Genomic DNA, 26,699 nt, shown 5'->3' with positions numbered 1-26,699 from the left:
CTCTCTCAGCCCTATCGAATACCGGGTGAGCCTTGGGCTTGCGGCGTAAAACCAGTCCAAGTTTTTATCCGCACCCCCTCAACAGCCGCGGTCCTGGAGTTGCAGCTGCACGCGCAACGGCGGCGCAACGAGATCCACTGCCGCTCGAAGCAGCAGGCGCTGCACGGGCCGCAGTCCTGCAGGCAGCAGCGGCACCGTCGCCATCAGTTCAAGAAACTCATAGACGATCGGCGAAGGCTCGAGGCTCGGCCTCGTGCGTTCGAGAAGGCCTTGCCATTCGTGCGAGGACGTCGGCGCGCCGGTGGCGCCGTACAGTCTCGCGGCTGCCGCGCCTTCGCGGAAGGCCTGGGATTTCTCGGCTGCGGAAAGACCTGGACCGAACCTGTCATAAGCCTCGATGAAGCCATAGGACGCGGTGGCCTGCACCCAGTCGAGCAGGCGCGGATCGTTGGCGCGGTAGGGCGCGCCCGCTGAAGTGATTCCCTGGACGCGTTCATGCGCCTTCACCACGCCGGCGATCATCCGCTCGGCGACGCTGCGCGACGCGTACACGGTGACCAGGGCGGCGAAGCCAGTCCTTCGCAGCCGTGTCAGCGGGTCGCGGCGAAAGCTGCTGTGTTCCCACACGCCGGCCCGCACGCCCGGCTCCGCAAGCTCGAGCAGGACCGCGGCGACGCCGCCGACGAACAGGGCGACCGGGTTCTTGAAGATGCGCCAGGTGACGGAGTCGGGCGCGACCAGCGCGGCCTCATCCATCGGCTCGGCAAAGCTTGCGTTCATGCCGGCGGGCGGCGCGAGGAGTGCATGCAGCGTGCCGTTGAACAGGAACGAAGGCAGGGGAACTCCTTGGAATGGGTCGTCTTCGCAGGGGTCGGGAGGACCGCGCCATGGTACCGGTGTGTCGGCGCCGCAACGAGCAGCGGCGTCCTCTCTCCGCCCGATCAGTTGGCCTACAGCATGCCGCGCATGACGCCGACCCGGCGTGCACGAGAGGCGCGCACGATGGCCGAGAGGGCCCACAGGCGCCCCAACGATCCACCCCCATTCACAAGGAACGCACATGAACCAGCCCAAGACCCCCTCCGAGCGCGACGACCTGAATCTCGACCCGATCACCGGCGAACCGGGCGCGCATCCCGTGGGCACGGGCGCCGGCGCCACGGGTGGCGCCCTCGCGGGTGCCGCCGTCGGTGCCATGGCCGGTCCTGCCGGTGCCGTGGCCGGCATGCTCGTGGGCGCGGTCACCGGCGGCATGGGCGGCAAGGCCGTCGCCGAACGCATCAACCCGACGGTGGAGCACGGCCACTGGGAAGGCGCCTACACGCGCGAGCCCTACTATGAGCCGGGGCTGAGCTACGACCACTACGGCCCCGCCTACGAACTGGGCTGGCGTGGCCGCGCCGCGCTCGACGACGACTTCGCGGCCGTGGAGCCATCGCTCGCGCGCGAGTGGGAAACGCAGCGCGGCAGCTCGTCCCTCACCTGGGACCAGGCGCGGCCCGCCGCGCATGCCGCGTGGGAGCGCACGGACCGGCTCTACATGCGCGAGGAGGACGCCGCATTGCCCGAGGGCGATCCGCTCGCGAACGATGAAGTGGTCGACGTGCTGAACGACGTGATCGAGAACGCGCGCGACGGCGAAGCGGGTTTTCGCACCTGCGCGGAAGCGGTGGAATCGGCGCAGCTGAAAAGCCTTTTCACTGCGCGTGCCGCCCAGCGGCAAGAGGCCGCCGCGCAGCTGGCCCAGCTCGTGACGGCCTATGGCGGAAAGCCCGCGGAAGGTGGCACCGCCTCGGGGGCGCTGCACCGCGGTTGGGTGAACATCAAGGACGCGGTGGGCGCGAACAGCGAGCTCTCGATCCTCGAGGAATGCGAGCGCGGCGAGGACGTGGCCGTCGCGCGCTACCGCAAGGCGCTGCGCGAGCGGCTGCCCGCCGACGTGCGCCAGGTGTTGCAGGCGCAGGCCCGCACCGCGCAGAGCCACCACGACGAGATCCGCGACCTGCGCAATGCAGCGCGCACGGCAGCACGGGCCTGAGCGGATACGGCGGGCGCGCCCGCCGACATCAGTGTCCGGCGGTACCGCCCGATCGGTGCGCGAGGAAGAACCGCAGCATCTCGCCGCTCGCGTCCACGCCATCGGGCTGCGTGTAGCTGCCCCCGGCATGTCCGCCGGACCATGCATGCCCGGCCGCATGAAGGCGCCAGTGCTCAGCCTCGCCATGCGTCGGCGAGGCCGCATACAGCGTACGCGTGAAGCGCCGGCCCGCGTCGGAGCGGCCTTCGCTCACGGCACCCGGCACCGCGCCGTCGACGATCGCCATGCCGTTGCGCGCATGCACGGTCGTGTCGGCATCGCCATGAAAGACGATGGTCGGCGGCCTGGCGCTGGTAGCCGCTTCGCGCTGCGCCCCGGCAGGTCCCGAGCGCATGGCGGCAAGGGCGCTCATCACGTCGTTCGCCGCGCCGCGCGGCAGCCCCGAATGCACGCCGACCGCGGCATACACGTCGGGGTAGCACTGGCCGAGGATGTCCGCCATCGCGCCGCCGGCGGAGAGCCCGGCCACGTAGATCCGCGTGCGGTCTGCCTGCTCTTCGCTGGCGATCCGTTCGGTCAGCGCCGCGAGCAGCGCGGGCTCGCCGCGTCCGCGCTGCTGGTGCGGCGTCTTGAACCAGTTCCAGCATTTCTGGCCATGCGCGCGCTGCGTCTGCTCGGGGTAGAGCACGATCGCGCCGCATTCGCGCGCGTGCTCGTTCATGCGCGTGCCCGCCGCGAAGTCGTCGGCGTCCTGCGTGCAGCCGTGCAGCATCACCACCAGCGGCTGCGGTGAGGGCGCGTCGCCCGGTGCGCGCGCCGGCGCGAAGAGCCGGTAGCCGATTGCACGGCCCGCATGCGTGAAGCTGCCGCGGGTCCAGCGCTCGGCGCTGGCGGCCTGCGCCCGCGGGTGCACCGTGCGCTCGGGCAGGAGCTCCCGTGCCTCCACGTCGATGACGAAGTCGGCATCGCCTCTCGGCGCCGGCGTGGGGGCGGCTGACCGCGGTTCGGCCTCGCCGCGCAGCGCGCGCTGGATCGCGGCGGTCGCTTCGACCAGTTGGCCGCCGCGCGTGAGCTGGACGGCGCTGCGCATCAGGCCGGTGAGATGTGGGTTCATGGGGAAAGGGTCCAAGTCGGGTTGCCGTTTGTCGCTATCGGATGCGGCCCGCGAGTGCGGCCTTGACGGCCGGCGACGCGTGGAGGGCGCCGAGCACGGTGAGGGAATCGATGGTGGCGGCCGCGAGTTCGGGGCTCACATCGGGCGCGATCACGGCCAAGCCGAGCACCCGGATCTGCAGCGTCTCGCCCGTGGCGCGCACCGCCTCCAGGTCTGCGGCCGAAAAGCTCTGCAGCCCCAGCACCAGCGTCTTGCGCGAGACCGCCTGGCGCAGCGCATCGGCGTGCGACGCGAGGTGCGTGCGGATCGCCGTGCGGATGAAGTCGGTCCGGTTCGAATAGAAGCCCTCGGCCACCAGCAGGTCGATATGGCCCAGGTCGACGAAGCCCAGGTTGATGGTGATCTTCTCGGATTCAGGCGCTTTAGCGGTGGCAGACAGGGGAGAACGAATCGCGGGCATGCTGAATTCTACCATCCAATTGGATGGCATATGGATGGTCGGAGTGAGAGCGCGCGGCGGCTCCTCGTGCGAAGGCGGTCTCACGCAACGCCGAACCGCCCTGCAGGCGGCGGCAAGTCCGCCGGCGCTGTGCGTGGCGTGCCCGCATCGGTTGGTCAGGCGCAGGGGCCCGGCCTCGGTGCCGCCGGGTGCTGTCCGATGGCACCGACCAGCCGTGCCCGCAACAGGCGCTCGAACTGGGCAACATGGCGGTCAGCGGCGCGACAGGTGCCGTCCTGAAACGAAGCCTCTCAACGCTTGGGCTATTGATCAGCAGGGCTACGGCCGAAGTGAGGGGCGAAGGGGAAGATCAACGCGACTTTTTCGGTGGCGTCCTTCATCGCGGATGTCGATCTTGTGGCGCGGCTCGATGCGGCGCGCAAGAGCGCAGTCTTCGAGGTGCGGACCGTGGATCCCTCGCTGGCGATCCTGGCCAACCGGGATCTGCTTCATGCGGCGCTGGCCAACCTCCTGCAGAACGCCTTCAAGTACGCCCAGGAGAACTCCATGGTGACTCTGAGCGCCTACGCTTTGGGCGAACAGGTTCTCATCGATGTCGAGGACCATTGCGGTGGGTTGCCGGCAGGAGGGGGCCGCAAAGATGTTCATCCCTTTCGGGCGCAACGACGACCGCAGGGCGGGTTTGGGCCTGGGGCTCTCAATTGCTCGACAAACCATCGAGGCGGACTACGGCACGCTGACGGTGCGGGACGTGCTGAGCTCGGGCTGCGTGTTCACCAACAGCGTTCCACTGCACTCTTGGGTAGCAGACGGTGAGCTAGACGGCTGCCACTTCGGCAATGAGTCGCCGGTATTCGAAGTCTGATCCCCGGATTTTTGGTTGTAGTAGTGAATGGATTCGTTCGCTTCGAGCGCCCGGAGGCCATCGTCATGCGTCGCAAGATGGAAGTACTTGGCCTTGAAGTGAAGAAACTCCCGAACACGGCGTTGTCAGAGCAGTTCTCCTTGCGGCTCATGCTCTGCCCGGCCATGCTGCGCAAGCAGGTGCCCTGTCCGGCTGCATCATGTAGTGCCAGCCCTGGTCCGAGCCTGCGCGTCTGACACCAAGCGTGCGGTCCCGTCGGCACTTTAGAAAGCCTGAGATCTGCTTTCCTCGACGGGCGAGGCGACCCATGGGGGTCGTTTGATCGGACGAGGTGACAGATATCGGCCGGACTACGCAACCGGCTGTGCTGGCTCGGCGCTAGCCCAAGGAGCGCAAGTCGTACTCGCGCAGCAGCACCGGCTCGCGCGAGCCGGCGTCGAGCCGGTGCCGCACGGCCTGGTGAATCTGCTCGGTGTGCTGGCCGTAGGTGGCGAGGGGGTCGGCGCCCTCGGCCGTTCGGAACACGTAGCGGAGGACGTCTCTGCCCACGCTGGCACCGACCGGCTGGCCTGCGACGCTCACCGAGAACCGGACCGAGGCCGAGGCCTGGTGGAAGAAGGGCGCATCGGACATCGTTTCACCGTCCAAGGGGAGCCTCCGCGCTGTGCGTAGGGCCGAGGGCCGGCAGGAAGGATCGGATCATGAGGGTTTCCCAACGATGGGGTGGAAGAAGGCAGGCTCGGCGCGGCCCCGGGGCCGCCGTCACTGGATGTTGCCCCGTTGCAGCAGGCGCATCTTCTCACGTGCGGTTGCCGATGGCCTCTGGAATGTGATCAGCCGAACGGCCACGCTCTGCCGTGTGAACATGCCGCCTTCGCTGCGCACGTGCCCGGCCCGCTTCGATGAGCCCGCACCGGGCGAGCCGCTTTGCCGCGGCGACGTCCGCCGACAGGCGCAGCAGCAGTGGGATGTCCATGTCATGCCCTTTCGATCTGCCCGTCGCACCGTTCCCGGCCGAGGTTCTAGTGGGGAAACGCGCTGCGCCGGGCCGGGCATCGTCGCGAGGAACGACGCGACCGCGTCGCGGCTGCGTTCAGCAGGATGGTCCGGTTGTCGAGTTCACCGCGGCCGAGCGTTCGCGGCGCTTGCGCGCGGAGCGCTGACCCTTCCAGATCGAAGAGCCTTCGGCAACGCGCATGAACCGACTGATCGACGTCGTCCCATGGTGTTCGCTGCCGCCCAAGCGTATGGGCATGCCCGTCGACAGCGGATTGCGTTGGTCCGCCTAGACCTGCCATCCGTCGGGGATCCCAGGATGATTGGGCACCGTCCCACACGTGCAGCAGACCCGTTCGTGAAGATGGCGCCATCCGAGCATGACTTTGCGCTTCGCCGACCTCGAAATAAACCCCTTGCGCCGAGAATGCGCGCGCGCGGGAATCGACCTGCACCTGACCGCGAAGGAGTTCGAGCTGCTGCTGGCGCTGCTGCGCCGCCAGGGTCACGTCGTCCCGCGACACGTTCTTGCTCGGGAGGTGTGGCAGCACGATCCGGGGCGCAGTACCAATGTGGTTGAAGTCACCATCCAGCGTCTTCGTCGCAAGCTCGACAAACCTTTTCCGCGCAAGCTGCTTCACACCGTGCGCGGTGGCGGCTACGTTCTGAGCGAAGACCCGTGGATAAGGGACTACAGGTGACAGGCGTTGCGCGCACCTCGAGGTTTGCGCAGCCGGACGCCTTCTCTCAACCTGCGCAGCAGGTCAGAGGAACGTCGAGCGGCGCGTGCCTCGTTCGTGCTGCGCAAAGCTGCGCCAGCATCGATGCATCCCGTTCGAGGCGCCCAGCGCGAGAGCTTGCGTCGGTGGTGGCGCCGCAGATGAACTGGCGCATAGCGGCTGAGAGATCTCCGTCAAAGCGGTGCCCTTCGCCCTTCGATCGCCGTCAGAGCACATGCCGGAGCGCGCCGATCATCACGAGGTGTGCGGGATAGAACACATAGAAGAACCAGCGATACCGCGGCACCGGCGCTTCGAAGCGGGCCGCGGCCCAGATCAGGGGCAGCGCCGCGAGCGCTGCCGGGTTCCGGTTCACGATCCAGAGCGCGCCCAGTGCGAGCGCCCAGAGCGCGAGGCGCGGGGCCGTGGGCCGGCGCAAGTAGCTCCAGGCGCCGAGGCAGGCGAGCACACCGAACCACCAGAACTCCACCAGCGGGCCCGCCCCGGCGAAGGCGAGCACCGCGAGCGCGTACCGACGCCGCTCGAGCAGCCAGACGATCGCCACCGAGAGCAGGAGCATCCACAGCACGTTCAGCGGCCACCAACCCGCCAGCGCCGCATGCGCTGGCGTGGCCAGCAAGGCGAAGGCGAGCAGGCGGACCATGGCCCGCCGGTGCACGCCGGCGGCGAGCGCGCCGGGCCGCGCAAGGTGGTGCATGAGGACGAAGCCGAACACCGGCATCGCAAGGCGCCCGAGGTCGAAGAGGACCGCGCAGTCGCCGTCGAACAGGAACCGGTTGGCGTGATCGAGCACCATCAGGCCCGCGGCAAGCCACTTCAACGCCTCGAGGCTGCCGTCGGCCATCTGCAGCCGCCCGGCCGGCGCGCAGGCCATCGGGGCGCTTGCTTCCACTGCCGCGGCGCGATGCCGCGGCCGCCGCGCTCGACGACCGTCAGGCACGCGCGGGTGCCTCATCGTGGAGAGGGGGTCCGCTGCGCGCGCGACCGGGCGCGGCGCGGTCATGCACGCGCGCATCAGGCAGCCGGACGCGATCCCCGCGTGCGATCGCATGCGCGAGTCCCGCGCGGATCGCATCCACGATCCGCGCCTGGTCCTCCTCGCGCGGCGCGAGCGCGCGCGCGAACTGCGCTGCGAGCCGCAGTCCTGCGAATGCCACGGCCAATTCGGGATTCGCCTCGAGTGCGGCACCGGCGGGCATCTGTACGCCTCGCACGATCTCGGCCTTGTGCCGCAGCGCCTCGACATACCGCGGCTTCTCCACCGTCCAGATGGTGCGCGAAGCCCGCAGCCGCTGCTCGCCCACGCGCTCGCCCGCCTCGTTGCGCTTCGCCATGCGCAGCCTCACGGGCTTCGCGCCGCGCGTCCAGACCACCACCTCGTCGCCGACCTGCACGCCGGAGCGCGACTCGGCGATCGCGCGCTCGAGGTCTGCGCCCCAGACGGTCCGCTCCCCGGCTTCCGTCCGGATGCGGGCGTAGTACGACAGCCCTTGTGCAGGATCGAAGCGGTACGGCGCTGCGGCATGGGCCAGCAGCACCCCCGTGACCGGCGAGCGCAGGCCGTCGCGCACCATCCCCGGAGACGCCGCACCGGCCGGCGGCCACTGCGCTGGGGACGGCGAAACGTCGGCGGGACCGCGCGCGAGCGCGCGCCCGACCTCCTCGCGGTCCTGCGCGTCGGGTTCGTGGCCGCGAACGTCGAGCCCTTGCAGCGTTGCTTCTCGCCAGAGCTGCCGGCGGAACGCGAGTGTGCCCGTCACCTGCAGCGCCTGCCAGCCGCGCGACTGGACGATCGCGACGATGCCGTGCAGGACCTCGAGGTCGTGTGACAGCACCCGCAGCCGCGTGCCCGCGTCCACGAAGGCCAGCGTGCGGTCGGGAAGGAAATACCCCTCGCCCACGCGCAGGAAGCGCCTCGCCACTGCATCGGGCACGATCCGGTTCGCCGCGCGCTGCGGATGCGGCGGCACCTCGCGCACGGCATCGCCGTCGGCAGCAGGGTCTGGCTCGTCGTTTGCAGGGCACATGGTCGTCTCCGAAGCGGACTCAATCCAGCATCCGCGACAGGAAATGGGCCGCCGCCGCCTGGATCTCGGCGTCGCTCATCGGGCTGCGCGGGATTTCCACGTCCCCGAAATCGAGTGAGAAGGCGTCCAGACCGGGCGCGTCGGCGCGGGGCTCGAGTGCGACGCCCGATGTATCGCCTGCCCCGGTCGGCGGCGCAGGCGCGGGGCAGGACGCCGCGGCCGAGCGTTGGCTGTGGGGTCGCCCGATCTCGAGCGGGGGCACCTGCGGCGGCGCGCGCTCGCGTCGCGCGAAGTGCCGGTCGCGAAAGTAGTAGATCCGTTGCGCGAGCACCGGTCGCAGCCCCTCGTGCAACAGGATCATGCGCTCGGCACCGAGCGCCTTGACTTCCTGCGCGAGCAGCAGCCGCCGCGGCTGCTCGCTGATGCTCACGGTCGGCGGCCGGCCCGCGCCGCCCCACAGCGGCCGGCTGATGCTCTTTTGCCGCACGGTGTAGGTGCCGAGCTCGCGCGAGACGGCTTCCGCGTCCTCGAACTCCTTCGGCGGAAACACGATGCGCGCAGCGAGCATCTTGCGGATCGACTTGGCGCCCTCGACGCCGTATTTCTCGATCAGCTGCGAGTTCGACTGCACGATGATCACCGTGCGCACGTTGTAGCCCGGCAGGAACGCGGTCGACTCCGCGATCACCGGGATCCGTCCGAGTGCGGGGAACTCGTCGAGCATCAGCAGCAGCTGGTGGCGAAGCGCCGGGTTCTGCTCGGGCAGCTCGCGCGTCTGCAGTCCGATCGCCTGCTGGAAGAAGAGGTTCAGCAGCGGCTGCAGCCGCGCGATGTTGTCGGGATTGATCTGCACGTAGATCGAGATCGGGCGCTTGCGCAGCGCGCGCAGGTCGAAGTCGTTGGCCGACGTCGCCGCGTCGATCATCGGGTTGAGCCAGAGGTCGAGCCGGCTCGTGAACGTCTTGCGGATGCTCGAGGCGGTCGTGGGCGCCAGGTCGATCACGTCGTAGAGGCTGCGCACCGTCTCCTGCGACAGCGGATACCCCGCGCGTTCGCAGGCATCGATCACGCGCTTCCAGTGCTTCTGGAAGCCTTCGTCGTCGCTCGCCATGCCCTGGCGCAGCACCTCGCCGAGCGTGCGCGTCGCCCCTGGTGTCTCGAACAGGTAGAGCGCGATGCCGAGGAAGAGCGATCGCGCCGACGAGGTCCAGAACGGATCGCCCGCCGCGGGGTCCGGGAACAGCATGCTGCCGATGCGCTGCAGGTCGTCGATGCAGCGGTAGGGCACGTCCGACACATAGCCGAGCGGATTCCAGCGCGCAGAGCATTCGCGTTCGGACAGCGGGTCGAACAGATGGACCTCCTGGCCATGCGCCTGGCGGTAGCCCGCCGTGCGCAGGAAGTTCTCGCCCTTGATGTCGCTGACGATCGTCGAGCCGGGCCAGTTCAGCAGGTTCGGGATCACCAGGCCGACGCCCTTGCCGCTGCGCGGCGGCGCCTCGAGCGCCACGCCTTGCTGCCCTGGCAGCACGAGGTAGCGCCCGCCCAGGCGGCCGAGGATGATGCCCTGCTCGCCAAGCAGCCCCGCGCGCTCGATCTCGCGCCGCCGGGCGAACCGGGCCTCTCCATGCAGCGCACGCGGCCTCGGCAGCATCGCGAAGCCCGCGAGTCCAAGGACCAGCCCCTCGCTGCCGACGAACGCCATCACCAGCGCGCGGCGGACCTCTGCGCGCTCTCCGTATGCCTGCCAGTACCGGTAGAGCGTCAGCGGTGTCGCGTCGCGCGGCGGCAGCTGCATCGCGAGCAGGAAGAAGTAGCCCGCGAGATGCAGGCCGAGCACCGCCGCGACCAGCAGCGCCGCGAGCACCTTCGCAGCGCTAGCCGAGCCTGTGCCTGGCGCCTGGATCATGCCAGATCTCCCGGACCACGCGGCGCTGCCGCTCGCGTGCGCACTGCACCACCACGTCGACGCTGAGCTGCGCCAGCTCCACACCCTCGCGCGTCGACATGCCCTGGCCCGCCTGGCTGCGCCGCATCAACTGCGCGAGCGCGACGAAGGCCATCGCCGCGCTGTCGGCATGCACGCTCGTGATCGAGCCCGGATGGCCCGTGTTGACCGAGACGAGATAGTCGTAGACCTCTTCTCCGGTACGCAGCTCGGACACGAAGATGCGGTCCGGCCGCTGGCGCTTGGCGCTCGCGAGCAGCTGGCCCGGTGTGACCGCGGCCTGCCCCTGCGCACCCTGAGAGTAGAAGAGCCGAACATGGTTGGGCTGGTTGCGCAGCGACAGCTCCATGACGTCCTCGATCGTCACGAGCCGGTCGTCACCCGGCACCTCGAGGATCAGCGCCTTGCTGACCGTCGTCTTGCCCGAGCCCGTGGCGCCCGACAGCAGGATGTTGCGCCGCAACTGCACGGCGCGCCGCAGGAAGCTCACGAAATCGCGCGCGTCGAGCAGGCCCGCGAGTTCGCGGTCGGCCGCCGACAAGTCCCCCGCCGCCCCGGCAGCACGCGCCGGCAGTGCGCAACGGGTCGCTTCGAACACGCCGAGCGTCTCGAGCTGCTCGAGCGTCCAGAGCACGTTCGACGGCCGGCGGATCGTGATCGAGACCGTGCGCGGCTCGGTCGCCGGGGGCAGCACGATCTGGATGCGCTCGCCGCCGGGCAGCGTGGCCGACAGCAGCGGTTCGTGCGCCGAGATGCGCTGGCGCGTGTGGTTCGCAACGAGCTTCGCGACCGAGACGCACCAGTCGAAGGTGGCGAACGGCAGGTCCTCGCGGCTCCACCCCGAGGCACGCTCGACGAACGCGCAACCGGGCTGGTTGATGCAGATCTCGGTCGTTTCCGGATCGTCCAGCCATGGCGCGAGCGGCCCGAGGAAGAGCGCGAGCGAGGAGGGCTCTTCCGGCTGCATCTCAGCGCCCCGCCCCATCGGTTCGGAGTGCATAGACGCTGCGGAAGTCCACGTCGCGCGCCACGAGGATCTGGATGCGCTCGCCATGGTTCTTGATCACCGTCGGCGGTATCGACGCGGTGTTTCGCAGCACCTCGGCCATCACGTCGCGGCCGCTTTGCGGGTTCAGCACCACGCCGCCGCCGACCTGAGGGCCGCTGCGCTGGCGGGCCGCGGCTGCCTGCATCGCGCCGTCGATCACCGACACCAGGATGGCGGCGCCGAAGCGCTGCCAGAAGTGCGTGTCGACGAAGCCGGGCAGGCCGCTGCGGCCGAGCTCGTCGGTGCCGGGCGATGCGAGCTGAACCACCACGCCCGCAGGCGTGCGGGCCTCGTTCCACAGCACGAAGACCCGCCCTTGTCCCTGGCGCGGCTCGCCGCGCTGTTCCCCCACGTACTTGGTGCCGCGCTCGAGCAGCACGACCCGACCGTCCGCGCCGTAGACGTCGCTCGCCCCGACGCAGGTGGTCATGCCGGCGTAGCTCGAGTCGATCGCAGTCTCGAGCGTGCAGTCGATGAAGGCGCCCTTGGGCAGCAGCAAGCGGCGCGTCGGCAGCATCCGGGCGGCCACTGCGGGTGTGCGCGTCGGCGCGAGCCGATCCGCGAGCGCGCCGGCGCCATCGACATCGACCGCGGCTCCCGCCCCTTGCGGCGCACCGGCCGGCGGTGACATGCCGGCCATCGACAGCGGCTGGAACGCGGCGGGAGCGCCGGCAGCGCCAGCGACCGTTGGCAGCGCGGTGGGCGCACGGCGCAGCACGGGCGCCCCGAGCCGGCGCTCGAGCGCCAGCTGCTCGGGGCTCTTGGACACGGGCCCGCTGGTCGCGGGGTTTGCAGCCGGCGCCGCCGGTGCGGCGGACGCGGGCGCAGCCGCAGGCATCGCGGGCGTGGCTGGCGCCGGCGGGTCGATGCGCCCGAGCGGCGGCAGCTTCATCTCGCCTGCGGCGCGCGCCGCCGCCGCCTTCCTGGCAGATTCCTCGGCATCGCGCGTGCGCGCGAACTGCGTGTTGTAGTACCAGAACAGGAAGCTCGCGCCGAGCAGCACCACGGTGCCGAGTGCGAGTGCCGTGCTGATGCGTGACTGGATCGACCTCTCGCGGTTGACCGAGGCAATCGTCCGCTCGCCCTCCACACCGCGGGCGTGCGCGTCGGCCGCCGCGCGTGCGTCACCATCGGGCGCGCTGCCGGACGCACCCAGGATCTCGCCGGTCTCCTGGTCCACGGCACCGACGGCTGCCGCGTCGGGGCTGCCTCTGCGACGCCTCCAGGTCACGGTCCGTCTCCTTCGGCCGCGGCCGTTGCACGTTCCAGGCCTGGCACATGGGTCTTCGACCGCGACTGCGCACCGCCCGCTGCGAAAGACCGGTTGACGACGCAGCCGACGAGTGCACCGCGGCGCAGCACGATGCGGCGCGCGACGCGATGGACCACCACCTCGTCGTCCTCGACATGGAAGTTCAGCAGCGACTCGCTGCCGTCGTCGTTGCGCACGAAAAGCGCCGGCATCTCCGATTGCCGCGGGAAACGAAGCCGCGTCTGCACGCCATCGTCGAAGGCCCCCGCCGGCCGCAGAGCCTCGCTGCCGCAGAACCAGTAGTCGGTGTTGCGCCGCCGGGCGCCCGCCGCCAGCCGGAGCCGCTCCTCGACCTCCTCGCGCTCCCGCGCCACGGCCGCAGCGCGTGCCTCGTCCTCCGGGTAGCTGAAGCGTATCGAATACACCATGCGCCTGGCCGCCGTGCCCGTCGGCGCACGGGCCGACACCACATAGTCGAAGTGGTACGCACGGCGATTGGTCAGCACCGTCAGGTTGGTCGATGCGCGCGCCTCCTTGGGCTTGATGAAGAAGTGGTTGCGCTCCGCACCTACGTCGAACGCGCCGTTGTCGCCCGAGCCCAGATTGACGAACTCCTCGCCCTCGGCCCACTGCAGATGAATCTGGTAGCCGACGTACCCGTGCAAAGCCACGACGTCGCGGGGGTCGTAGGCGACCACCCGCACGCGCGGGTCGATCGCACCGGGCGGGGGCACGGTGGCGCCGTGCGCGCCTTCATGCCCAGGCACTGCGAGCAGGGCGCCCGCGACGAGCGCTGCGGCCGCCCTCTTCATCGCACGTCCGCCTTCGCAGAGTGCGACGGGCCGGCCGCGACCTCGGATTCGCGGCGGTACTCGAGGACCCGGAAGCCGAGCGGGTTGAGCGAACGGATCTTGTCGTCCTTGGAAGGCGCGCCGTAGGCGAACTCGATCGTCGAGACCCAGTGGCTCACCTGTTCCTCCCCGGTGCCGCCGGCGCGCGTGTAGCGGCTGAAGCGAACCTGGGCGAGCCGGTCCTTGCCGCTGCCGAACCGGAGGAAGCTCACCGAGCGCACCTGCACCCGCACCGTCGTCCCGTCCCTGAACAGATTCAGCGGGGACTGCGGATTGCTCGCGTTCCAGAGCGCCGACCACTCCTGATTGAGGCGCGGCGAGTTTTCGGCCGCGATCAGTTCGTAGTCCGCCTCGGCCGTGCCGTAGAAGTACCGCTCGCGCGAGATCACGTAGGTCGACAGCAGGTTGCGCGTGACCACCTCCTCAATGTCGGTGGTGCCCTCGTAAGTCGGCACCACGTCCACGATGCCGCTGCTGCTGTCGACCCTGATCACGACCGGGACGGGCTGCTTCAGCGGCGTAAGCCCGGCGACCGCCGCCACGGACAGCGCAGCGACCACACAGGCAGCGCCTGCCACGGTCCATGCGAGCCGCGAGGCGCGCATTGCCTGTCGTGCACGGTCCGCCTCCCAGCTTCGTGCCTCGAACAGGTACCGCTCAAGGCCCGGATCGCGGTCCATGGTCCGCCTCCGTCGCGCCCGCAGGCGCGTTGATGGGAGTCAGGGCACCCTCGCAGTCGGGCGGCAGCGGTGGGCGCGTGCCACAGCCCAGCAGCAGACCGAGGAACAGCAGCGCGGCAAGTTGCTTCACGGATGACCTCCATCAGCGCGTCGAACCGGCGCGCGTCATCACCTGCGAACGCGGCACGACCGCGTCGCCGCGACGCAGACCGGCAACCCGCTGCCAGCTGCCGGCCACGCCAGCGCCCACGCGGCGACCGGCGAGCCGCCGCAGTGAGTCCCACCGTCCGCCGGGCTGCCCCTGCATGCCGTCGAGCAGCCCGCGGCCGAACTCATGCGCGGACCGTCTTGTTGTGCCCATCCCCCATCGGATCGCACCGCTCACGACGCCATAGGTGCTGAGCCCGACGCCGCTCGCCAGCCCCGCCGCGATCGGCATGACCTGCCGCATGACGAGGAAGACCAGGGCCGCGGTCATGCACACGCGCGTGCTTTCCGCGATGGTGATGCCGCTGCCGGCCGCCGAGGCGGCTGCGGCGTACGCCTTGAGGACGGAAAGCAGCAGCGCCGCCGTGAACAGTGTCAGGACGCCGACCAGGGCATAGTTCGCGAGCTGCGCCACCCAGGACTCGAAGAAGCGCTTGGTTGCGTCGAAGAACAGCATCGCGATGAAGAGCGGCCCGAGCGCGAGCAGCACTGCAAGCGCGACCTTGGCCAACGCGAGCATGAAGGCCGTGACCACCACGGCCAGTCCGACGAGCAGGTAGATAAGGAAGCCCGCGATGTAGTACGCGAAGTTGCCATCGAGGATGCTGCCCTTGTTGAGCAGATGCTGCGCCGCCATGCTGCCATCCATCCATACCTGGTCCACGAGGCTGACCACGCTCGGCGCCCCGATCACCGCGGCGGCGAGCTGGTCGGGGGCGGTGTAGAACGTGTTCGTGATCACGTCGTTGTAGGCCCAGAGCCGGAGGCCGACCCCGAGAACGAGGGCGATCAGCAGGATCCGCCGAACGCCTTCCCAGACCGGCTCCTGGATGCGTCCGGTCAGGCTCAGGAAGCCCCAGATCATGACGTGGACCGTGGCAAGGGTGACCGCGGCGGGCTCGAGCGCGGCGGCCACGCGCGCGGTGTTGGTACCGATGTAGTCCGCGACCTGCGCATTGAGCCAGGCGAAGAACTGCGCAAAGAATCCCATGGCCGCTCCGCTACTTCGCGCCGCCGAGCGGAAGCGGCACAGGCTTCAGATCTCGAATGTCGCCAATCCCTTCCAATCGCCGACGTGTCAGTTCATCGGCGCGCTCGTCGGAGGTTGGCACCGCGACCGAAGAGGCTGGCGCGCATGCACTCGGATCCACCCCGGATCGGTGCTGCAGCGCGACGTAGGCCGCGCCAGTGCCCGCAACGGCAGCAACCACGCCGAGCAGGATCCATGGAGTCTTCGGCATCATCTGCGCCCTCCCGGTTTCAATAGTGGACGACCGGAAGCGTCTTCACCGAGCCGATATCAGCGGCCGCGCGCTCCCGCAGCCGTTGGCGGCGCATGGCCTCCTCGGACCGCGCCATCTGGTAGAGGCTCTGCAGCTTCGTCTGCTCGTTCGTGAGCATGGCCTGCTCGGACTGGATGCGGGCCTGGAGGTCCGCAATGGCCTTGGGGTCTTGGGCACTGCCGATATGCCGGATCAGCAGCTGGAGTGCGGCGAACCGCTCACTGGTGTTCTGGTACGCGGCACGGGTCATCCCGCCGAACATCGCGGATGCCTGGCGTCCCTGTTCCACGACCTGGCGCATCTCGGGACTCAGCGCCTGCATCTGAGGGTCCGACAGGATGCTGTTGGCCTTCATGATTGCTTGCACCTGGTCGGCGATCCCCGCGTAGCTCCCCGGGGTGCCGCCGAGCGTGTTCATCAGCCCGCCGTGGCTTGCCGGCAGGTAGTTGCGCGCCGACGCCGGTGTCGCCAGCAGCTGCTCCATGCCGCGGCCACCGGTCATCGCCTGGTAGGTCTGGGTCAGTTGGTCCTTCGACTGCTGCAGCTGCTCGTACTGCTTCTGCATGCCCGAGAGTTGCTGCTGCCAGGCCATGAGCTGTTGTGCGAGGCTCGCCACCGCGGCGAAGTCGATCACGGGCATGCCGGCGCGCGCGTGCAGCGGTGAGAGCGCCGCCGCGGCGGCGAGCGAGAGAGCGATCAGGGGTTTGCGCATGGTGGATCTCCTTTGAACGAAAAGAAGGTGGCAGATGCGGGGCTGGCCACTGCGGCGCGGAAGTGCGGCAGCCATTGCTCGGGACGGGGACCGTGCCGGTCGATGAGCTCGCGCATGAGCCGCACGTTCGCCGTCCGCCCCGAGATCACATGCAGAAGGTCGTCGAAGCCGTGCAGGTCGAGCTGCGCCACGACGCTGGCGTGGCCCTGCTTGATGAGGAACTGCCGGGAACCCGGCTCGAGCTCTTCCTTGAGAAGTGCGAACTCCCGCTCCGTGAGGTTGAAGCCCTCGGTGTATTCGCGGTGGTCCGCCTCGGGGTTCGGAAAAAGGATCTTCGTCGGTGTCTGCTCGACGATCGCGCGCGCGATGCCGGAGTCGAGCACATGGCTCGTGCTCTGGGTGAACGTGACGATGTTGGCGTTCTTCTTGCGCCAGGTCTCGAGCCCGTTCTTCGCGAAGTGTGCGAACGCCGGGTCCGCGAGCAGCTTCGCGAACTCGTCCATCCAGCACACGAGGGGCCGCCCGTCGACCATGCGATCGACAAGGTGGAACAGGTACATCGTGAGCGGCGCGCGCGCCACGTCGTTGTCGAGGAAGTCGGTCACATCGAACCCCACGAGCGAATGGCGCCCGAGCAGCGGCGCGACCTCGTCGCGCGCGTTGTCGAACACCCACGCGTACTCGCCTGCCTCCGCAGCACACCATTTCCGAAGCCGCGCGTGCACTCCCTCGGAGTCCGTCACGTCAAGGAACGAGACCAACCGCGACAGCCGGCGGAACCGGGCTTCCAGGCCGAGCGTGCCGCGCAGCGCCTGGTCGAGGTCGTCCTCCTGCCGAGCGTTGAGCACCTCCTTCGGCGAGCGCAGCACGAGCCGCCGCAGCCACTGCCGCATGAACTCGACGTTGTCTGCGACCGCAGCGTCGAGCTGCAGCGGGTTGCAGCCGGTCGGCACCCCGTTCTTGAGCGGCAGGTACTGACCGCCGAGCGCCCGCACGAGGATGTGCAGGCCCTCGTCCTTGTCGAAGACGACCTGCGTCGCATCGAAGCGGTTGTGGATCGCCACCATGCAGAAGCCGAGCAGCGTCGTCTTGCCGGTACCGACGGGGCCCACCCCCGTGACATGTCCGACGTCGCGCCGGCTGCCGCCATCGGCGCGCCGGGGGTCGCTCGCATGGAGCGAGAAGTAGTACGGGGAGCCGGCGCGCGTGACGAGCATCGCGAGCGCCTCGCCCCAGTAGTTGCCGACTGCACGGCCCGTCGGAAAATTGTGGAACGGCGACATCGCCGCGAAGTTGCGGCTCGTGACCGGCGCCTTGCGTGTGCGGTACGCGAAGTTGCCGGGAAGCTGCGCCCAGAACGCAGCCTCGAGCGCGAGGTCCTCGCGCGCCACCACCATGCCGGTGTCGCCGAGCAGATAGCGTGCACGCGCGACATGGTCGTTGAGCTGCTTCAGCCGCGCACGGCCCTGCGCGTCGCCGACCCCGTCGTCGCTATCGGCGAGGACCTGCAGCGTGAGATGGTGGTCCCCGACGACGAAGCGGTTGCTCATCAGGTCGTCGAGCGCATCCTTGAGCTCGTCGGCCTGCGACACCGCCATGTCGCCGGCGGCAGCCATGCGGTTGAACTGGCGCCCCACCATGTCGGTGGCGGTGGCCTTGCCGAGGAAGGTGAAGCTCTGGGTCAGCACGAAAGCGAACGGGGCGGTGAGCAGCGCGGCGAACATGCCCGGCGCGGTCGGGGTCGGATATTCCTTGATCCCGAGGAAGGCGCCCACCCGGGTCTGCGTGCCGGTGCGGTACTCCATCGCCTCGTTGCCGAAGAAGGGGCGGCTCGTCGCGAGAACCTCGTCGAGCGGTGCGCGCGGCAACGGCATGCGCTGCCACTCGCCGTTGATGAGCAGGCCGTGGAACTCGAGCAGCGATGAATAGCGCGTGTGGCGCTCGGGCCGGAAGTAGACGCCAAGCGGTTCCGGATCGTAGCGCTCGAGCGCGGCCAGCAGCTCCTGGCGCTTCTTCGTGCATTCCTCGAGCGAGTCCTCGAGTTCGGCGCGCTCCGCGTCGGGATCGGCCTTCTTGAGGAACCGCAGGGCCGCATGTCCGATCCGCGTGGGCTGGGGACGGAATACGAGCGAGAGGTACAGCTCGTTGACCATCAGGCGCTCGCCGGCGATCTTGCGGCGGTAGCGTTGCTCCACCTCGGCGGCAAAGCCCGGGAGTGTTCGCCCGTGCGGATATCCCGTCTCGCGCCGGCGGATCACGTGCGTCCAGAGCGCCAGGTTCGGCGAGGCGATGTTGCGCCAGAGGATGTTGAGGCGCTCGTGCCAGCCGTTGAGATCTTCGTCGTCGGCGCTTTCGAAGCTCGCGCCACCCAGGCGCAGGGTCTGTACATAGTCGCCCGCGCGCGTCTTCGCCACATGCGTGTCGAGGTGGGCGAGCAGAGGGATCATGGACGCAGCGCTTGCTTCGCGGCGGAGCAGGCGTTGGTTCCTCAGCAGCGCAGGCATGGCGCGCGCTCCTGCTAGATCCGGACGCCATCCGGCGGACGACGCCGGCGGCCCCGTGCGTCGGGCAGGTCGAGCACCAGCGGGCTGTAGGAGCTGGCCCGCCAATGGCGCAGGTTGCCCGCAAGCCATGCCGGGCAGCGGGTCCGCCCCCAGAGCTGCAGCAGGTCGAAGAAGCGGGGTTCGTGCAGGCACAGCAGATAGAGCAGCCCATGCAGCGGCAGAAAGGCCAGCAGCCATGCCAGGTTCTTGGTCACGATGAACGACTCGGCGGTGACCACCACATTGAACATCATGGCCGAGTACGTGACGCCCCAAACCATCGAGGGCCGCGTCATTCCGACGAAGAGCGTGTCCGCGACAAGACCCTGGTTGCGGTCCATGGCTGCCTCGCCTGGGTTAGACGCCGAACATGCCGCGGATCCACGAGACGATCTGGGGTCCGCCGAAGACGAGGACGGTGCCGATCACGACGCCGACCATCCACCACCAACTGATCCGGCCGAACCAGGCCATCACGCCCGCGACCATGACCGCGACGGCGGCGAGTGGCGTGAGTATCGCGACGAGCTGTGTCTGTGTTGCGGCGGCCCCGGTGGCGAACGGGCTGCCCGCAAGTGCAAGACACGGTGCGAGCAGCGTGAAGACCAAGCACCTGCGCAGGATCCGCCGCCATGGACGCTCTCTGCCGACCGGACGGACGACCTCAACTGTGCTGCGCAACGAACGACCGTTGCGAGAAGGCTGTTCGAGCCGCACCCGTTGCGAGCGCACGGCCGCCGCGAGGCGGGCACCGTAGGGCGCAGGACGCCGCCGGCGCGCAGGGAATGGGATGGCAGCGCAGGTGTGGGAGCGGGTCAAGGCAGGCATTCGGAACTACTCCTTGCTTTCATCGGAAACCAGCGACGCAGCGGCACCTCCACGCCGGGGGCGGCCGTACACATCCCACCACGCCGGCCGCGGGGATCCGGCCGCCGCGCGCCCGCGCGCTGCCGTGTCCTTCGAGGTGCGCGGCGAGCGCTCAGTGGCCGCGGCGATCTCGCGCTCGAGCGCGTCGATGTCGCGCATGGCGCGCAAGCGCTGCACTTGGGCCTCCTGTGCGCCCGCCGCATCCCCTGCCGAGAGACGTTCGGCCTCGCGCTGCGCGAGCTGCGCCGCGAGCGCTTCGGTACGAGCGAGCTCATGGCGCAGGATGCGAACCCGCTCGTCGTCACGCGATGTCTGCATGGACGCGTCCACCACGGCAGTCGCCCCGGGCCGTGCGGGCACGATGAAAAGGGCGAGGCCCAGGCAGGCTGCCAGTGGCAGCCACCCCAGGGATTTCGCTGGCCTGGCGGTGCAGTGCAGCTCCCGAGCTTGCATGGCGAATGCTCCATTCAGTGCGGTGCAGCGCCACGGGGAGCCATGGGCACTGCGAACGAACAATCTGAACGAAGACACGACGCGCGCCGGCCAGGAGCGACGATCCGCGCCGCCCTGGAGTCCGCAAGCATGTCTTCGATGCTTGGATGGGCGGCATGGTAGGACCGCGGGCCTGGGGTGCCACTATCAAAGTTGAGAGTGGCTCGTTCGCGTGCTATCGGCTACATCACCGGAGGAAATCTTCACCGATCGAACGGAGGTCATGGATGGGCGTGATCGTCTTCAGCAACCAGAAGGGTGGGGTCGGCAAGTCGACCCTGAGCGTGCTCTACGCGCACTGGCTGGCCGAACGGCAGGCCATGCGGGTGTGCTTGATCGACCTCGACACCCAGTGCAACAGCTCGAAGTCGCTCGGACGGTTCGCGAGCGGCGTGGAGGCCCGCGCGCTGTTTTCACCCGAGCCCCTCGCCTGGTCGAGGCCGGAAGGTTCTGGCATCACGCTGCTCGGCGGCAGCAAGGCGCTCGCGGACATCGAGCTGTCCGAGCCCGAAGGGGTCATCCCCGCCTTCTGCGGGCACGTCGCCGTGCTTGACCATGTGTTCGATTGGGTAGTGATCGATACGCCGCCCGCGCTGGGCCTGCGCATGAGCGCTGCGCTCATTGCGGCCGACAGCGTGCTGTGTCCGATCGAGCTCGAGGAGTACAGCATCGACGGCGTCACCGACATGCTCAAGACCGTCTTCGGCGTGCAGCGGCGCTACAACCCGCGGCTGCGGCTTGCAGGCATCGTGGCCAACCGCTTCAATCCGCACTCCGTGCGCCAGAAGGCGGCGCTGCAGGAACTCGTATCGAACTACACCGAGTTCGTGCTGCCGGCGAAGATCTCTACGCGCTCGGCCATTCCTGAAGCTCTCGCCGAGGGCGTTCCGGTGTGGAAGCTCGCGAAGAGCTCGGCGCGGGAATCCGGCGCCGAGCTGCTCACGGTATTCGACTTGCTCTGGCAGCGCATCGCAAGCCCGTGCGCGACGGAGCCCGACACGCGGGCGCACGCACACGGGGATGGAGGTGTGCCGTGAGTACGGCGGGCGGACTGGATTTGAGCATGCTCGCGCAGTTCAAGGCCGGCGATCTCCTCGCCGAGGCGGTGCCGGCGCACGCAGGCGCGCCGATGCAGGTTGCCCTGTCGCTGATCGATTTCGATCCGGCACAGCCGCGGCGCACGGTGGACACGCAGACGCTCGCCGAGCTTGCGGAATCGATCCGCACGCACGGCGTGCTGGAGCCGGTGTCGCTGCGTCATACGCAGGGCGCGACGGGGCGGTACGTCGTCAACCGCGGCGAGCGGCGCGTGCGCGCCGCGCTCAGCGCGGGTCTGACGTCCATCCCCGCGTTCCTCGACGCACGCATCGATCCATACGCCCAGGCCGCAGAGAACCTGCACCGCGAGAACATGTCGCCCTTCGACCTCGCGCGCTTCATCGCCGAGCGTGAGCGCGAGGGGCACACGCGCGCGGAGATCGCGCGCAGGCTGAACAAGCCGCGGTCCTTCATTTCCGAGGCGGCGGCGCTGATCGGGGCGCCTGCGGAGGTGCGCTCGGCCTTCGATTCAGGCCGCCTCGGGACCGATTTGCGCGTGATCTACCAGCTCTCCCTGGTAGCAAGGACCGACCCGGAGAAGGCCGCAGCACTGCTCCAGGGCAATGGTTCCATCACGCGCGGCACGGTGGAGGCGGCGCTCGGGCGCACGAGTGGCGGTCGGCCGCTTCAGCCGTCCATGCCGTCCGCCAACGTTCCCATCCGGCCCGTTCATGCGAGCAGTGGCGGCCGCACAGTGCTGGTGGTCGAACACAAGGGCCGGCGAGGAACGCTCAGGCTCAAGGCCCGCGACAACGACATGGCGGAAGTCCGCTTCGGCGATGGCTCCAGCGACTGCGTGAGGCTCCAGGAACTGCGGCTCGTGTGCTGGGCCACGGAAGAAGAGTCGTCGCGGCGGCCGTAAGCGGCAAATGCAACTGGCGAATATGTGAACTTTCTCCTTCTTTTTAGAAGGACGCTCACTTACAGTCGCGCCATGATGAAAAGACGGGTCCACATGCTCTCGCTGATTGCGGAGCTCAAGACGTTGCAGTGCCGCGCGAACCATGGCGGTCGGATGGAGGTGCCGCCGCCCAGCAAAGAGGGCGAGCACGAGACGCCGAGATGCGGGGCGGTAACGAGGAAGGCACGCCGAGATTCGCTGGTGACCGACGCAAGTCCTGACCCCAGCTGAGTGCGCCTTCACGATTTGCGTCGCAACACTGCGACCATCTATGCGCCGCATACTGTGCATGGGCATCTCTGCCGTTCGCGCATCCACCTCGCCGAGCTGGACCTTGCTGGGCTGATGCACTCGAGCCTCTGCAGGGGCAGAGCCTGCGAAGCGGTGGCTGGAGCCATTGCTGCGGAGCCGGCGCTGCCGTTGCGACGGGCTTGCCACTGATCGCATACGGGGCCAGCGACGCCGACATCTGGATCCGGCGCGTCAGCACCTGCAGCCTGCGCCCGGTCTGGTCTGCCGGAGGCATCAGCTGCCGAGCTGCCCGCCCACCAAGCTTGCGCGGGGGCGCTTGCCCTCGAATGGGCGAGACATCCTACCCGGCGGCCGACCTGGTCCGCGACTCCTTCTTGTACCGCTTCATCAACGAGCTCATGAGTTCCGAGGGGTCTACCTCGAGTCCGTTGCACAAGGAGATAAGACTGGTCAATGAAGGGCTGGTCGTGGCCGTTTCCAACTTGGCGATGAATGTGCGATTGAGGCCCGACGCAAATCCGAGTTCCTCCTGATTGAATCCACGCACGGCCCGCCGAGCTTTCAGCTCAGCTGCAAAGGCTTTCAGCAGTGCGGGATCCTGCGTTGATCGCATGCGACGAATTTCGCCGCCAAGACCTCTTTATGCACCCGCTTGTATGGTACATAATAGGAGCGTCCGCCTTGCCAGCAATGGATCGGCTCTCGAACGGGCGGCCTCAATTGCCGGATTCAAAGCTTTCACCGCTGTCAACGAATTCGAATGTCGCATCGACAACGTGCCTCGCCTCTGCCGACAGCCCACCCTCTGTGGCTGCCAGTCTCCGTGACACGTGTCCGACCGAGGCAATCCGCTCCTGCCGTACGCAGTCTTTCCGCAGCACGCATTGGCATCCAGGTGAGGGCGCTGCGCATGGCGGCCGATGTGTCTGGCGGCGAACTGGCGCAAGCGTCTGGGATTTCCCCCTCGATGCTCTCGCGAATCGAGCGCGGTCTGGTCTCGCCTTCGGTGGAGACGCTGGAGCGTCTCGCGCAGGGCTTGCACGTGCCGACGTCGCGCTTCTTCAGCGACCAAGCCCGGCGCACGGACTTCTGCCACGTGCGGGCTGGACGTGGTGTTCTTGTCGACCGCTTTGGCGCGGTGGCGGACTACCGCTATGAATTGCTGGGGCATCTGCTGTCGGGCAACCTGTTCGTCGAACCCTATTTGGTCACGCTCCTGCCCGGCGCCGATCCCTACGTGACCTTCCAGCACCCGGGCCTGAAGTTCTTGTACTTCCTGTCTGGGGAGGTCAGCTATCGATACGGCGCCAAGGTGAGCGATGTGAGGACAGGGGACTCGCTGCTGTTCAATGCGGCTGTGCTGCACGGGATTGAGGCGATCCGGATCCAGCCGATCTCCTATCTGTCAGTGGTGTTCACGCTGCGAGAGTAAGAGCGGAAGCTGGGCCTGGTCCTGACCGACCTTCGCTCGCGTTGTTCGATGTGCCGGCGTCGAAGCTCTGAGCGGCCTGCAGATGTGAGTAACGGGAACGATGCAGCTCGTGGTCGAAACCCGGAGGTCGGCTTATGCCGATGCGGTGATTGGCAGCGGCATTCTCCGCACATAACGCGGCAAATATTGCTGCTGCGGCGAATCCCGTGTTTAATCTCCGCATGCTCTACGGAGAAAACCTCTACCTTTGGGAGGCGGGCGACTGGCCTGATTGGCGCTACGACCTACCAGCACTGACCAAGCCTCTGACCGAGGTCAGCCGCGCCCAGGGCATGCTGCTCGGGCGTCTGGCCGACGTGGGACTGGCGCTGCGCGGGCAAGCCAGCCTCGCCGCGCTGACCGAAGACGTGGTCAAGACCAGCGAAATTGAAGGCGAGGTGCTCGACGTCGAATCCGTGCGCTCGTCCATCGCGCGTCGCTTGGGTGTAGACATCGGCGCGGTCGCGCCGGTGGACAGGCATGTTGAAGGTGTGGTGGAGATGGTGCTCGACGCCACTTCCCGTAGTGCCGAACCGCTGACCGTCGCGCGCCTGTTCAGCTGGCATGCGGCGCTCTTACCGACTGGGTATTCGGGCATGAGCAGAATCTCCATCGGCCGGTGGCGCGACGATGCCGATGGGCCGATGCAGGTGGTGTCTGGCCCGGTGGGCCGTCGCAAGGTTCACTACCAGGCGCCGCCCGCCGCTGTGCTGTCCGGCGAAATCGCGAAATTTCTGTTGTGGGCGAATGAGGACGCCGGCGAACCGGCGCTCATCAAGGCAGGCCTCGCGCACCTGTGGTTTGTCACGCTGCATCCCTTCGATGACGGCAATGGGCGCATCGCGCGCGCAGTGGGTGACCTGTTCCTCGCCCGCGCCGACGGCAGCCCGCAGCGCTTCTACAGCCTCTCGGCGCAGATCCAGCGCGAGCGCAAGGACTACTACGACGTGCTGGAGCGTACGCAGAAGGGCACGCTCGACGTGACCGGCTGGCTGTCTTGGTTCCTCGGCACGCTGCAACGCGCCATCGCTAGCGCGCAGATCACGCTGGATCTCGTGCTGGCCAAGGCGCACTTCTGGCAACGCTGGGCGGGCGTGCCGTTGAACGAACGGCAGGTGAAATTGCTCAACCGCCTGCTCGACGGTTTCGAGGGCAAACTCACCAGCAGCAAGTGGGCCGCCATCGCCAAGTGCTCGCCGGATACTGCGTTGCGCGATATTACGCAGTTGCTGGAGCTGGGCGTGCTGAAGAAATCACCCGGCGGCGGGCGCAGCACCGGCTACGAGCTCGCGGGCCACTAGGCCACGGAGACCGTCGGAGGCGAGGCCGACTGCCAGGAGTACTTGCGCGATGGCGCGGCGCATCCGCCGGTCAGTCTTCTGAAAGTGCGCGAGCGCCTGGAGGTCAAGCGCCAGCTGTCGGGTGTTGATTCCATCGGAGGCCGGCGGTCATGCCGCTATAAGAGATCGCTGGTCCTGCCCTCGGGATCACTGCCTACCCAGCCTTGCGGATGATGCCGACGGATGGCAGCGCACGCCCGGGAAAAAGTCTCAGCTCAACAAAAAAAGGAGCTGCCATGGCCCAGTACGGCGTCAATCCCCCTGTCGGCGTGGTCGAAGCGTCGACCTCTCAGAGCGGTGTGTCCTGGGGCGCGATCTTCGCCGGCGCCGCAGGCGCCGCGTCGCTCTCGCTCGTCCTCCTGCTGCTCGGTACCGGGCTCGGGATGTCGTCGATCAGCCCCTGGGCGAGCCAGGGCGCCAGCGCGGCGACCATCGGCATCGCCACGATCCTCTGGCTTTCCTTCATGCAGCTCGCAGCCTCGGGCCTGGGCGGCTACCTGGCCGGCCGGCTTCGCACCAAATGGGCCGGCATCCACACGGACGAGGTCTTCTTCCGCGATACGGCACATGGTTTCCTTGCATGGGCCGTGGCCACGCTGCTGACGGCGGGGCTCCTGAGCTCGGTGGTGGGCTCGATGCTGGGCACGGGCGCTCAGGCGGGCGCCACGGTTGCAGGCGGTGCCGCCGCGGCTGCGACGGTTGCTGGCGCGGGCGCCGGTGGATCGCAAGCGGCGTCGAGCAGCGGCCCCGGCCCGATGGGCTATCACATCGATGCGCTGTTCCGTCAGGAGCCGCGCGGTGCAGGCTCGGTGCCCCCGGTGGCCCCTGCATCCGCCGCCCCCCCGGTACCCGCGGCGCCCAACGAGACGAGCACTGCATCTGCATCGCTGCCGATCGCCACGACAGCGCCGCCGCCCCCGCCCGATGCAGCTGCGGCCCACGCGGAGATCGGCCGCATCTTCGCGAACGGCATGCGCGATGGCGCGCTGCCCGCGGAAGACACGCGCTACGCAGCCCAGCTCGTCGCCCAGCGCACGGGCCTGAGCCAGCCCGAAGCCGAGAAGCGGGTCAACGACATCTTCGACAAGGCCCGTGCGGCGCGCGACGACGCGCAGGCGAAGGCCAAGCAGGCCGCCGATGCGGCGCGCAAGGCATCGGCGTACGCCTCGCTGTGGATGGTGGTGTCGCTCTTCATCGGCGCCTTCGTTGCGAGCTTCGCCGCCACGTATGGCGGGCGCCGTCGCGACCTCTGAAGAAGCCGTTCGATCAATCACAAGGAGATCACCATGCCTTCACTTCTGCTCTGGTTGCTCGGGGTTCCGATCCCCGTGATCATCCTGCTCGCCATATTGTTCTAGGCGTTCTGGGCAAGGGCGCGGCAATCGATTCCGGCGCGTCTGCGCTGGCGTTCTCCAGCGATCGCGACGAGCCCTTGACCATCTGCCAGAACGACCTACGGCGCCGGCCCGACTTCATGCCGCTCGGATGGGCGGCCGGGGCTCCCGCGCGGCGTC

The 26,699-nt window shown here is 68.5% G+C and carries 29 protein-coding genes and 1 pseudogene; 9 read left to right on the top strand and 21 right to left on the bottom strand.

Going from position 1 to position 26,699, the window contains the following annotated elements:
• Nucleotides 1–78 precede the first annotated feature (78 nt).
• On the bottom strand, nucleotides 79–780 hold the full coding sequence (locus AC3A6R_RS16690; RefSeq protein ID WP_487864961.1) for an oxygenase MpaB family protein: 702 nt from the start codon (nucleotides 778–780) through the stop codon (nucleotides 79–81).
• 280 nt (nucleotides 781–1,060) lie between these two features.
• Here AC3A6R_RS16690 and AC3A6R_RS16685 point away from each other — a divergent pair, with 280 nt between their 5' ends.
• On the top strand, nucleotides 1,061–2,038 hold the full coding sequence (locus tag AC3A6R_RS16685) for a ferritin-like domain-containing protein (protein WP_487864960.1): 978 nt from the start codon (nucleotides 1,061–1,063) through the stop codon (nucleotides 2,036–2,038).
• Between the two features lie 28 nt (nucleotides 2,039–2,066).
• Here AC3A6R_RS16685 and AC3A6R_RS16680 read toward each other — a convergent pair whose 3' ends face one another.
• From AC3A6R_RS16680 to AC3A6R_RS16670, 3 genes are all read right to left on the bottom strand, one after another.
• On the bottom strand, nucleotides 2,067–3,152 hold the full coding sequence (locus AC3A6R_RS16680) for an extracellular catalytic domain type 1 short-chain-length polyhydroxyalkanoate depolymerase (protein WP_487864959.1): 1,086 nt from the start codon (nucleotides 3,150–3,152) through the stop codon (nucleotides 2,067–2,069).
• A 34-nt stretch (nucleotides 3,153–3,186) separates the two neighbouring features.
• Entirely contained in the window at nucleotides 3,187–3,612 is a 426-nt protein-coding gene (locus AC3A6R_RS16675) for a CopG family transcriptional regulator (protein WP_487864958.1), read from the bottom strand.
• Nucleotides 3,613–3,930: 318 nt separating this feature from the next.
• The gene (locus tag AC3A6R_RS16670; RefSeq protein WP_487864967.1) at nucleotides 3,931–4,218 is read right to left on the bottom strand and encodes a hypothetical protein; all 288 of its coding nucleotides are present in this window, start codon (nucleotides 4,216–4,218) and stop codon (nucleotides 3,931–3,933) included.
• Between AC3A6R_RS16670 and AC3A6R_RS16665 the strand changes: the two genes are divergently transcribed.
• Both AC3A6R_RS16665 and AC3A6R_RS16660 read left to right on the top strand, forming a co-directional pair.
• Entirely contained in the window at nucleotides 4,111–4,428 is a 318-nt protein-coding gene (locus tag AC3A6R_RS16665) for an ATP-binding protein (protein WP_487864966.1), read from the top strand. The two genes, AC3A6R_RS16670 and AC3A6R_RS16665, sit on opposite strands and share 108 nt — an antisense overlap.
• 114 nt (nucleotides 4,429–4,542) lie before the next feature.
• Nucleotides 4,543–4,713 (top strand): hypothetical protein, encoded by a 171-nt coding sequence (locus AC3A6R_RS16660; protein WP_487864957.1) that lies wholly within the window; start codon nucleotides 4,543–4,545, stop codon nucleotides 4,711–4,713.
• Nucleotides 4,714–4,855: 142 nt separating this feature from the next.
• On the opposite strand, the gene AC3A6R_RS16655 is transcribed toward AC3A6R_RS16660, so the two are convergent.
• Both AC3A6R_RS16655 and AC3A6R_RS16650 read right to left on the bottom strand, forming a co-directional pair.
• The gene (locus AC3A6R_RS16655) at nucleotides 4,856–5,110 is read right to left on the bottom strand and encodes a DUF1488 family protein (protein WP_487864956.1); all 255 of its coding nucleotides are present in this window, start codon (nucleotides 5,108–5,110) and stop codon (nucleotides 4,856–4,858) included.
• A 166-nt stretch (nucleotides 5,111–5,276) separates the two neighbouring features.
• The gene (locus AC3A6R_RS16650; RefSeq protein ID WP_487864955.1) at nucleotides 5,277–5,453 is read right to left on the bottom strand and encodes a hypothetical protein; all 177 of its coding nucleotides are present in this window, start codon (nucleotides 5,451–5,453) and stop codon (nucleotides 5,277–5,279) included.
• A 400-nt stretch (nucleotides 5,454–5,853) separates the two neighbouring features.
• Here AC3A6R_RS16650 and AC3A6R_RS16645 point away from each other — a divergent pair, with 400 nt between their 5' ends.
• Nucleotides 5,854–6,174, top strand: a complete 321-nt coding sequence (locus AC3A6R_RS16645; protein WP_487864954.1) for a winged helix-turn-helix domain-containing protein — start codon at nucleotides 5,854–5,856, stop codon at nucleotides 6,172–6,174.
• A gap of 244 nt (nucleotides 6,175–6,418) precedes the next feature.
• Here the strand turns inward: AC3A6R_RS16645 and AC3A6R_RS16640 are convergent, their stop codons facing one another.
• The 14 genes from AC3A6R_RS16640 to AC3A6R_RS16575 form a co-directional block, all read right to left on the bottom strand.
• On the bottom strand, nucleotides 6,419–7,105 hold the full coding sequence (locus AC3A6R_RS16640; RefSeq protein WP_487864953.1) for a TraX family protein: 687 nt from the start codon (nucleotides 7,103–7,105) through the stop codon (nucleotides 6,419–6,421).
• Between the two features lie 40 nt (nucleotides 7,106–7,145).
• Nucleotides 7,146–8,240, bottom strand: coding sequence for an LPD7 domain-containing protein (locus AC3A6R_RS16635; protein WP_487864952.1), 1,095 nt, complete (start codon nucleotides 8,238–8,240; stop codon nucleotides 7,146–7,148).
• A gap of 19 nt (nucleotides 8,241–8,259) precedes the next feature.
• A complete protein-coding gene (locus tag AC3A6R_RS16630; protein WP_487864951.1) occupies nucleotides 8,260–10,149 on the bottom strand; it encodes a type IV secretory system conjugative DNA transfer family protein in 1,890 nt (629 codons plus the stop codon).
• Nucleotides 10,118–11,155: a P-type DNA transfer ATPase VirB11 gene (gene virB11 / locus AC3A6R_RS16625; RefSeq protein WP_487860173.1), complete on the bottom strand. Its 1,038-nt coding sequence runs from the start codon at nucleotides 11,153–11,155 to the stop codon at nucleotides 10,118–10,120. Before virB11 ends, AC3A6R_RS16630 begins: the two co-directional genes overlap by 32 nt.
• A 1-nt stretch (nucleotide 11,156) precedes the next feature.
• Nucleotides 11,157–12,467 (bottom strand): type IV secretion system protein VirB10, encoded by a 1,311-nt coding sequence (virB10, locus tag AC3A6R_RS16620; RefSeq protein WP_487864950.1) that lies wholly within the window; start codon nucleotides 12,465–12,467, stop codon nucleotides 11,157–11,159.
• Nucleotides 12,464–13,300, bottom strand: coding sequence for a TrbG/VirB9 family P-type conjugative transfer protein (locus tag AC3A6R_RS16615; RefSeq protein WP_487860175.1), 837 nt, complete (start codon nucleotides 13,298–13,300; stop codon nucleotides 12,464–12,466). Before AC3A6R_RS16615 ends, virB10 begins: the two co-directional genes overlap by 4 nt.
• Nucleotides 13,297–14,019 carry a VirB8 family type IV secretion system protein gene (locus AC3A6R_RS16610; RefSeq protein ID WP_487860176.1) on the bottom strand — a complete coding sequence of 241 codons (723 nt, stop codon included), beginning with the start codon at nucleotides 14,017–14,019 and terminating at the stop codon, nucleotides 13,297–13,299. Before AC3A6R_RS16610 ends, AC3A6R_RS16615 begins: the two co-directional genes overlap by 4 nt.
• 142 nt (nucleotides 14,020–14,161) lie before the next feature.
• Nucleotides 14,162–15,217: a TrbL/VirB6 family protein gene (locus tag AC3A6R_RS16605; protein ID WP_487860177.1), complete on the bottom strand. Its 1,056-nt coding sequence runs from the start codon at nucleotides 15,215–15,217 to the stop codon at nucleotides 14,162–14,164.
• Nucleotides 15,218–15,227: 10 nt separating this feature from the next.
• Complete coding sequence (locus tag AC3A6R_RS16600) at nucleotides 15,228–15,470, bottom strand: hypothetical protein (RefSeq protein WP_487860178.1); 243 nt, start codon at nucleotides 15,468–15,470, stop codon at nucleotides 15,228–15,230.
• A gap of 16 nt (nucleotides 15,471–15,486) precedes the next feature.
• Nucleotides 15,487–16,221, bottom strand: coding sequence for a TrbJ/VirB5 family protein (locus AC3A6R_RS16595; protein WP_487864949.1), 735 nt, complete (start codon nucleotides 16,219–16,221; stop codon nucleotides 15,487–15,489).
• Entirely contained in the window at nucleotides 16,206–18,725 is a 2,520-nt protein-coding gene (locus AC3A6R_RS16590; protein WP_487860180.1) for a VirB4 family type IV secretion/conjugal transfer ATPase, read from the bottom strand. The genes AC3A6R_RS16595 and AC3A6R_RS16590 overlap by 16 nt, the downstream gene beginning before the upstream one ends.
• Nucleotides 18,726–18,739: 14 nt before the next feature.
• Nucleotides 18,740–19,105, bottom strand: a complete 366-nt coding sequence (locus AC3A6R_RS16585) for a VirB3 family type IV secretion system protein (RefSeq protein ID WP_487860181.1) — start codon at nucleotides 19,103–19,105, stop codon at nucleotides 18,740–18,742.
• A 16-nt stretch (nucleotides 19,106–19,121) separates the two neighbouring features.
• Nucleotides 19,122–19,592, bottom strand: coding sequence for a TrbC/VirB2 family protein (locus AC3A6R_RS16580; RefSeq protein WP_487860182.1), 471 nt, complete (start codon nucleotides 19,590–19,592; stop codon nucleotides 19,122–19,124).
• A gap of 6 nt (nucleotides 19,593–19,598) precedes the next feature.
• On the bottom strand, nucleotides 19,599–19,949 hold the full coding sequence (locus AC3A6R_RS16575; RefSeq protein WP_487860183.1) for a hypothetical protein: 351 nt from the start codon (nucleotides 19,947–19,949) through the stop codon (nucleotides 19,599–19,601).
• Nucleotides 19,950–20,350: 401 nt separating this feature from the next.
• Between AC3A6R_RS16575 and AC3A6R_RS16570 the strand changes: the two genes are divergently transcribed.
• Nucleotides 20,351–21,160: a ParA family protein gene (locus AC3A6R_RS16570; RefSeq protein ID WP_487860184.1), complete on the top strand. Its 810-nt coding sequence runs from the start codon at nucleotides 20,351–20,353 to the stop codon at nucleotides 21,158–21,160.
• Between the two features lie 26 nt (nucleotides 21,161–21,186).
• Nucleotides 21,187–21,729, top strand: a pseudogene (locus AC3A6R_RS16565) (ParB/RepB/Spo0J family partition protein); the annotation flags it as partial.
• Between the two features lie 985 nt (nucleotides 21,730–22,714).
• On the opposite strand, the gene AC3A6R_RS16560 reads toward AC3A6R_RS16565, so the two are convergent.
• Nucleotides 22,715–22,987 (bottom strand): helix-turn-helix domain-containing protein, encoded by a 273-nt coding sequence (locus tag AC3A6R_RS16560; RefSeq protein ID WP_487864948.1) that lies wholly within the window; start codon nucleotides 22,985–22,987, stop codon nucleotides 22,715–22,717.
• A gap of 282 nt (nucleotides 22,988–23,269) precedes the next feature.
• Here AC3A6R_RS16560 and AC3A6R_RS16555 point away from each other — a divergent pair, with 282 nt between their 5' ends.
• The 3 genes from AC3A6R_RS16555 (at nucleotide 23,270) to AC3A6R_RS16545 (ending at nucleotide 26,438) form a co-directional block, all read left to right on the top strand.
• On the top strand, nucleotides 23,270–23,806 hold the full coding sequence (locus tag AC3A6R_RS16555) for a helix-turn-helix domain-containing protein (protein ID WP_487864947.1): 537 nt from the start codon (nucleotides 23,270–23,272) through the stop codon (nucleotides 23,804–23,806).
• A 221-nt stretch (nucleotides 23,807–24,027) separates the two neighbouring features.
• On the top strand, nucleotides 24,028–25,146 hold the full coding sequence (locus AC3A6R_RS16550) for a Fic family protein (protein ID WP_487864946.1): 1,119 nt from the start codon (nucleotides 24,028–24,030) through the stop codon (nucleotides 25,144–25,146).
• Between the two features lie 275 nt (nucleotides 25,147–25,421).
• A complete protein-coding gene (locus AC3A6R_RS16545; protein ID WP_487864945.1) occupies nucleotides 25,422–26,438 on the top strand; it encodes a hypothetical protein in 1,017 nt (338 codons plus the stop codon).
• Nucleotides 26,439–26,699 lie beyond the last annotated feature (261 nt).

The organism is Variovorax sp. Soil_C_19, assembly GCF_057657255.1.
This window is presented reverse-complemented; position numbering and strand designations above follow the sequence as displayed.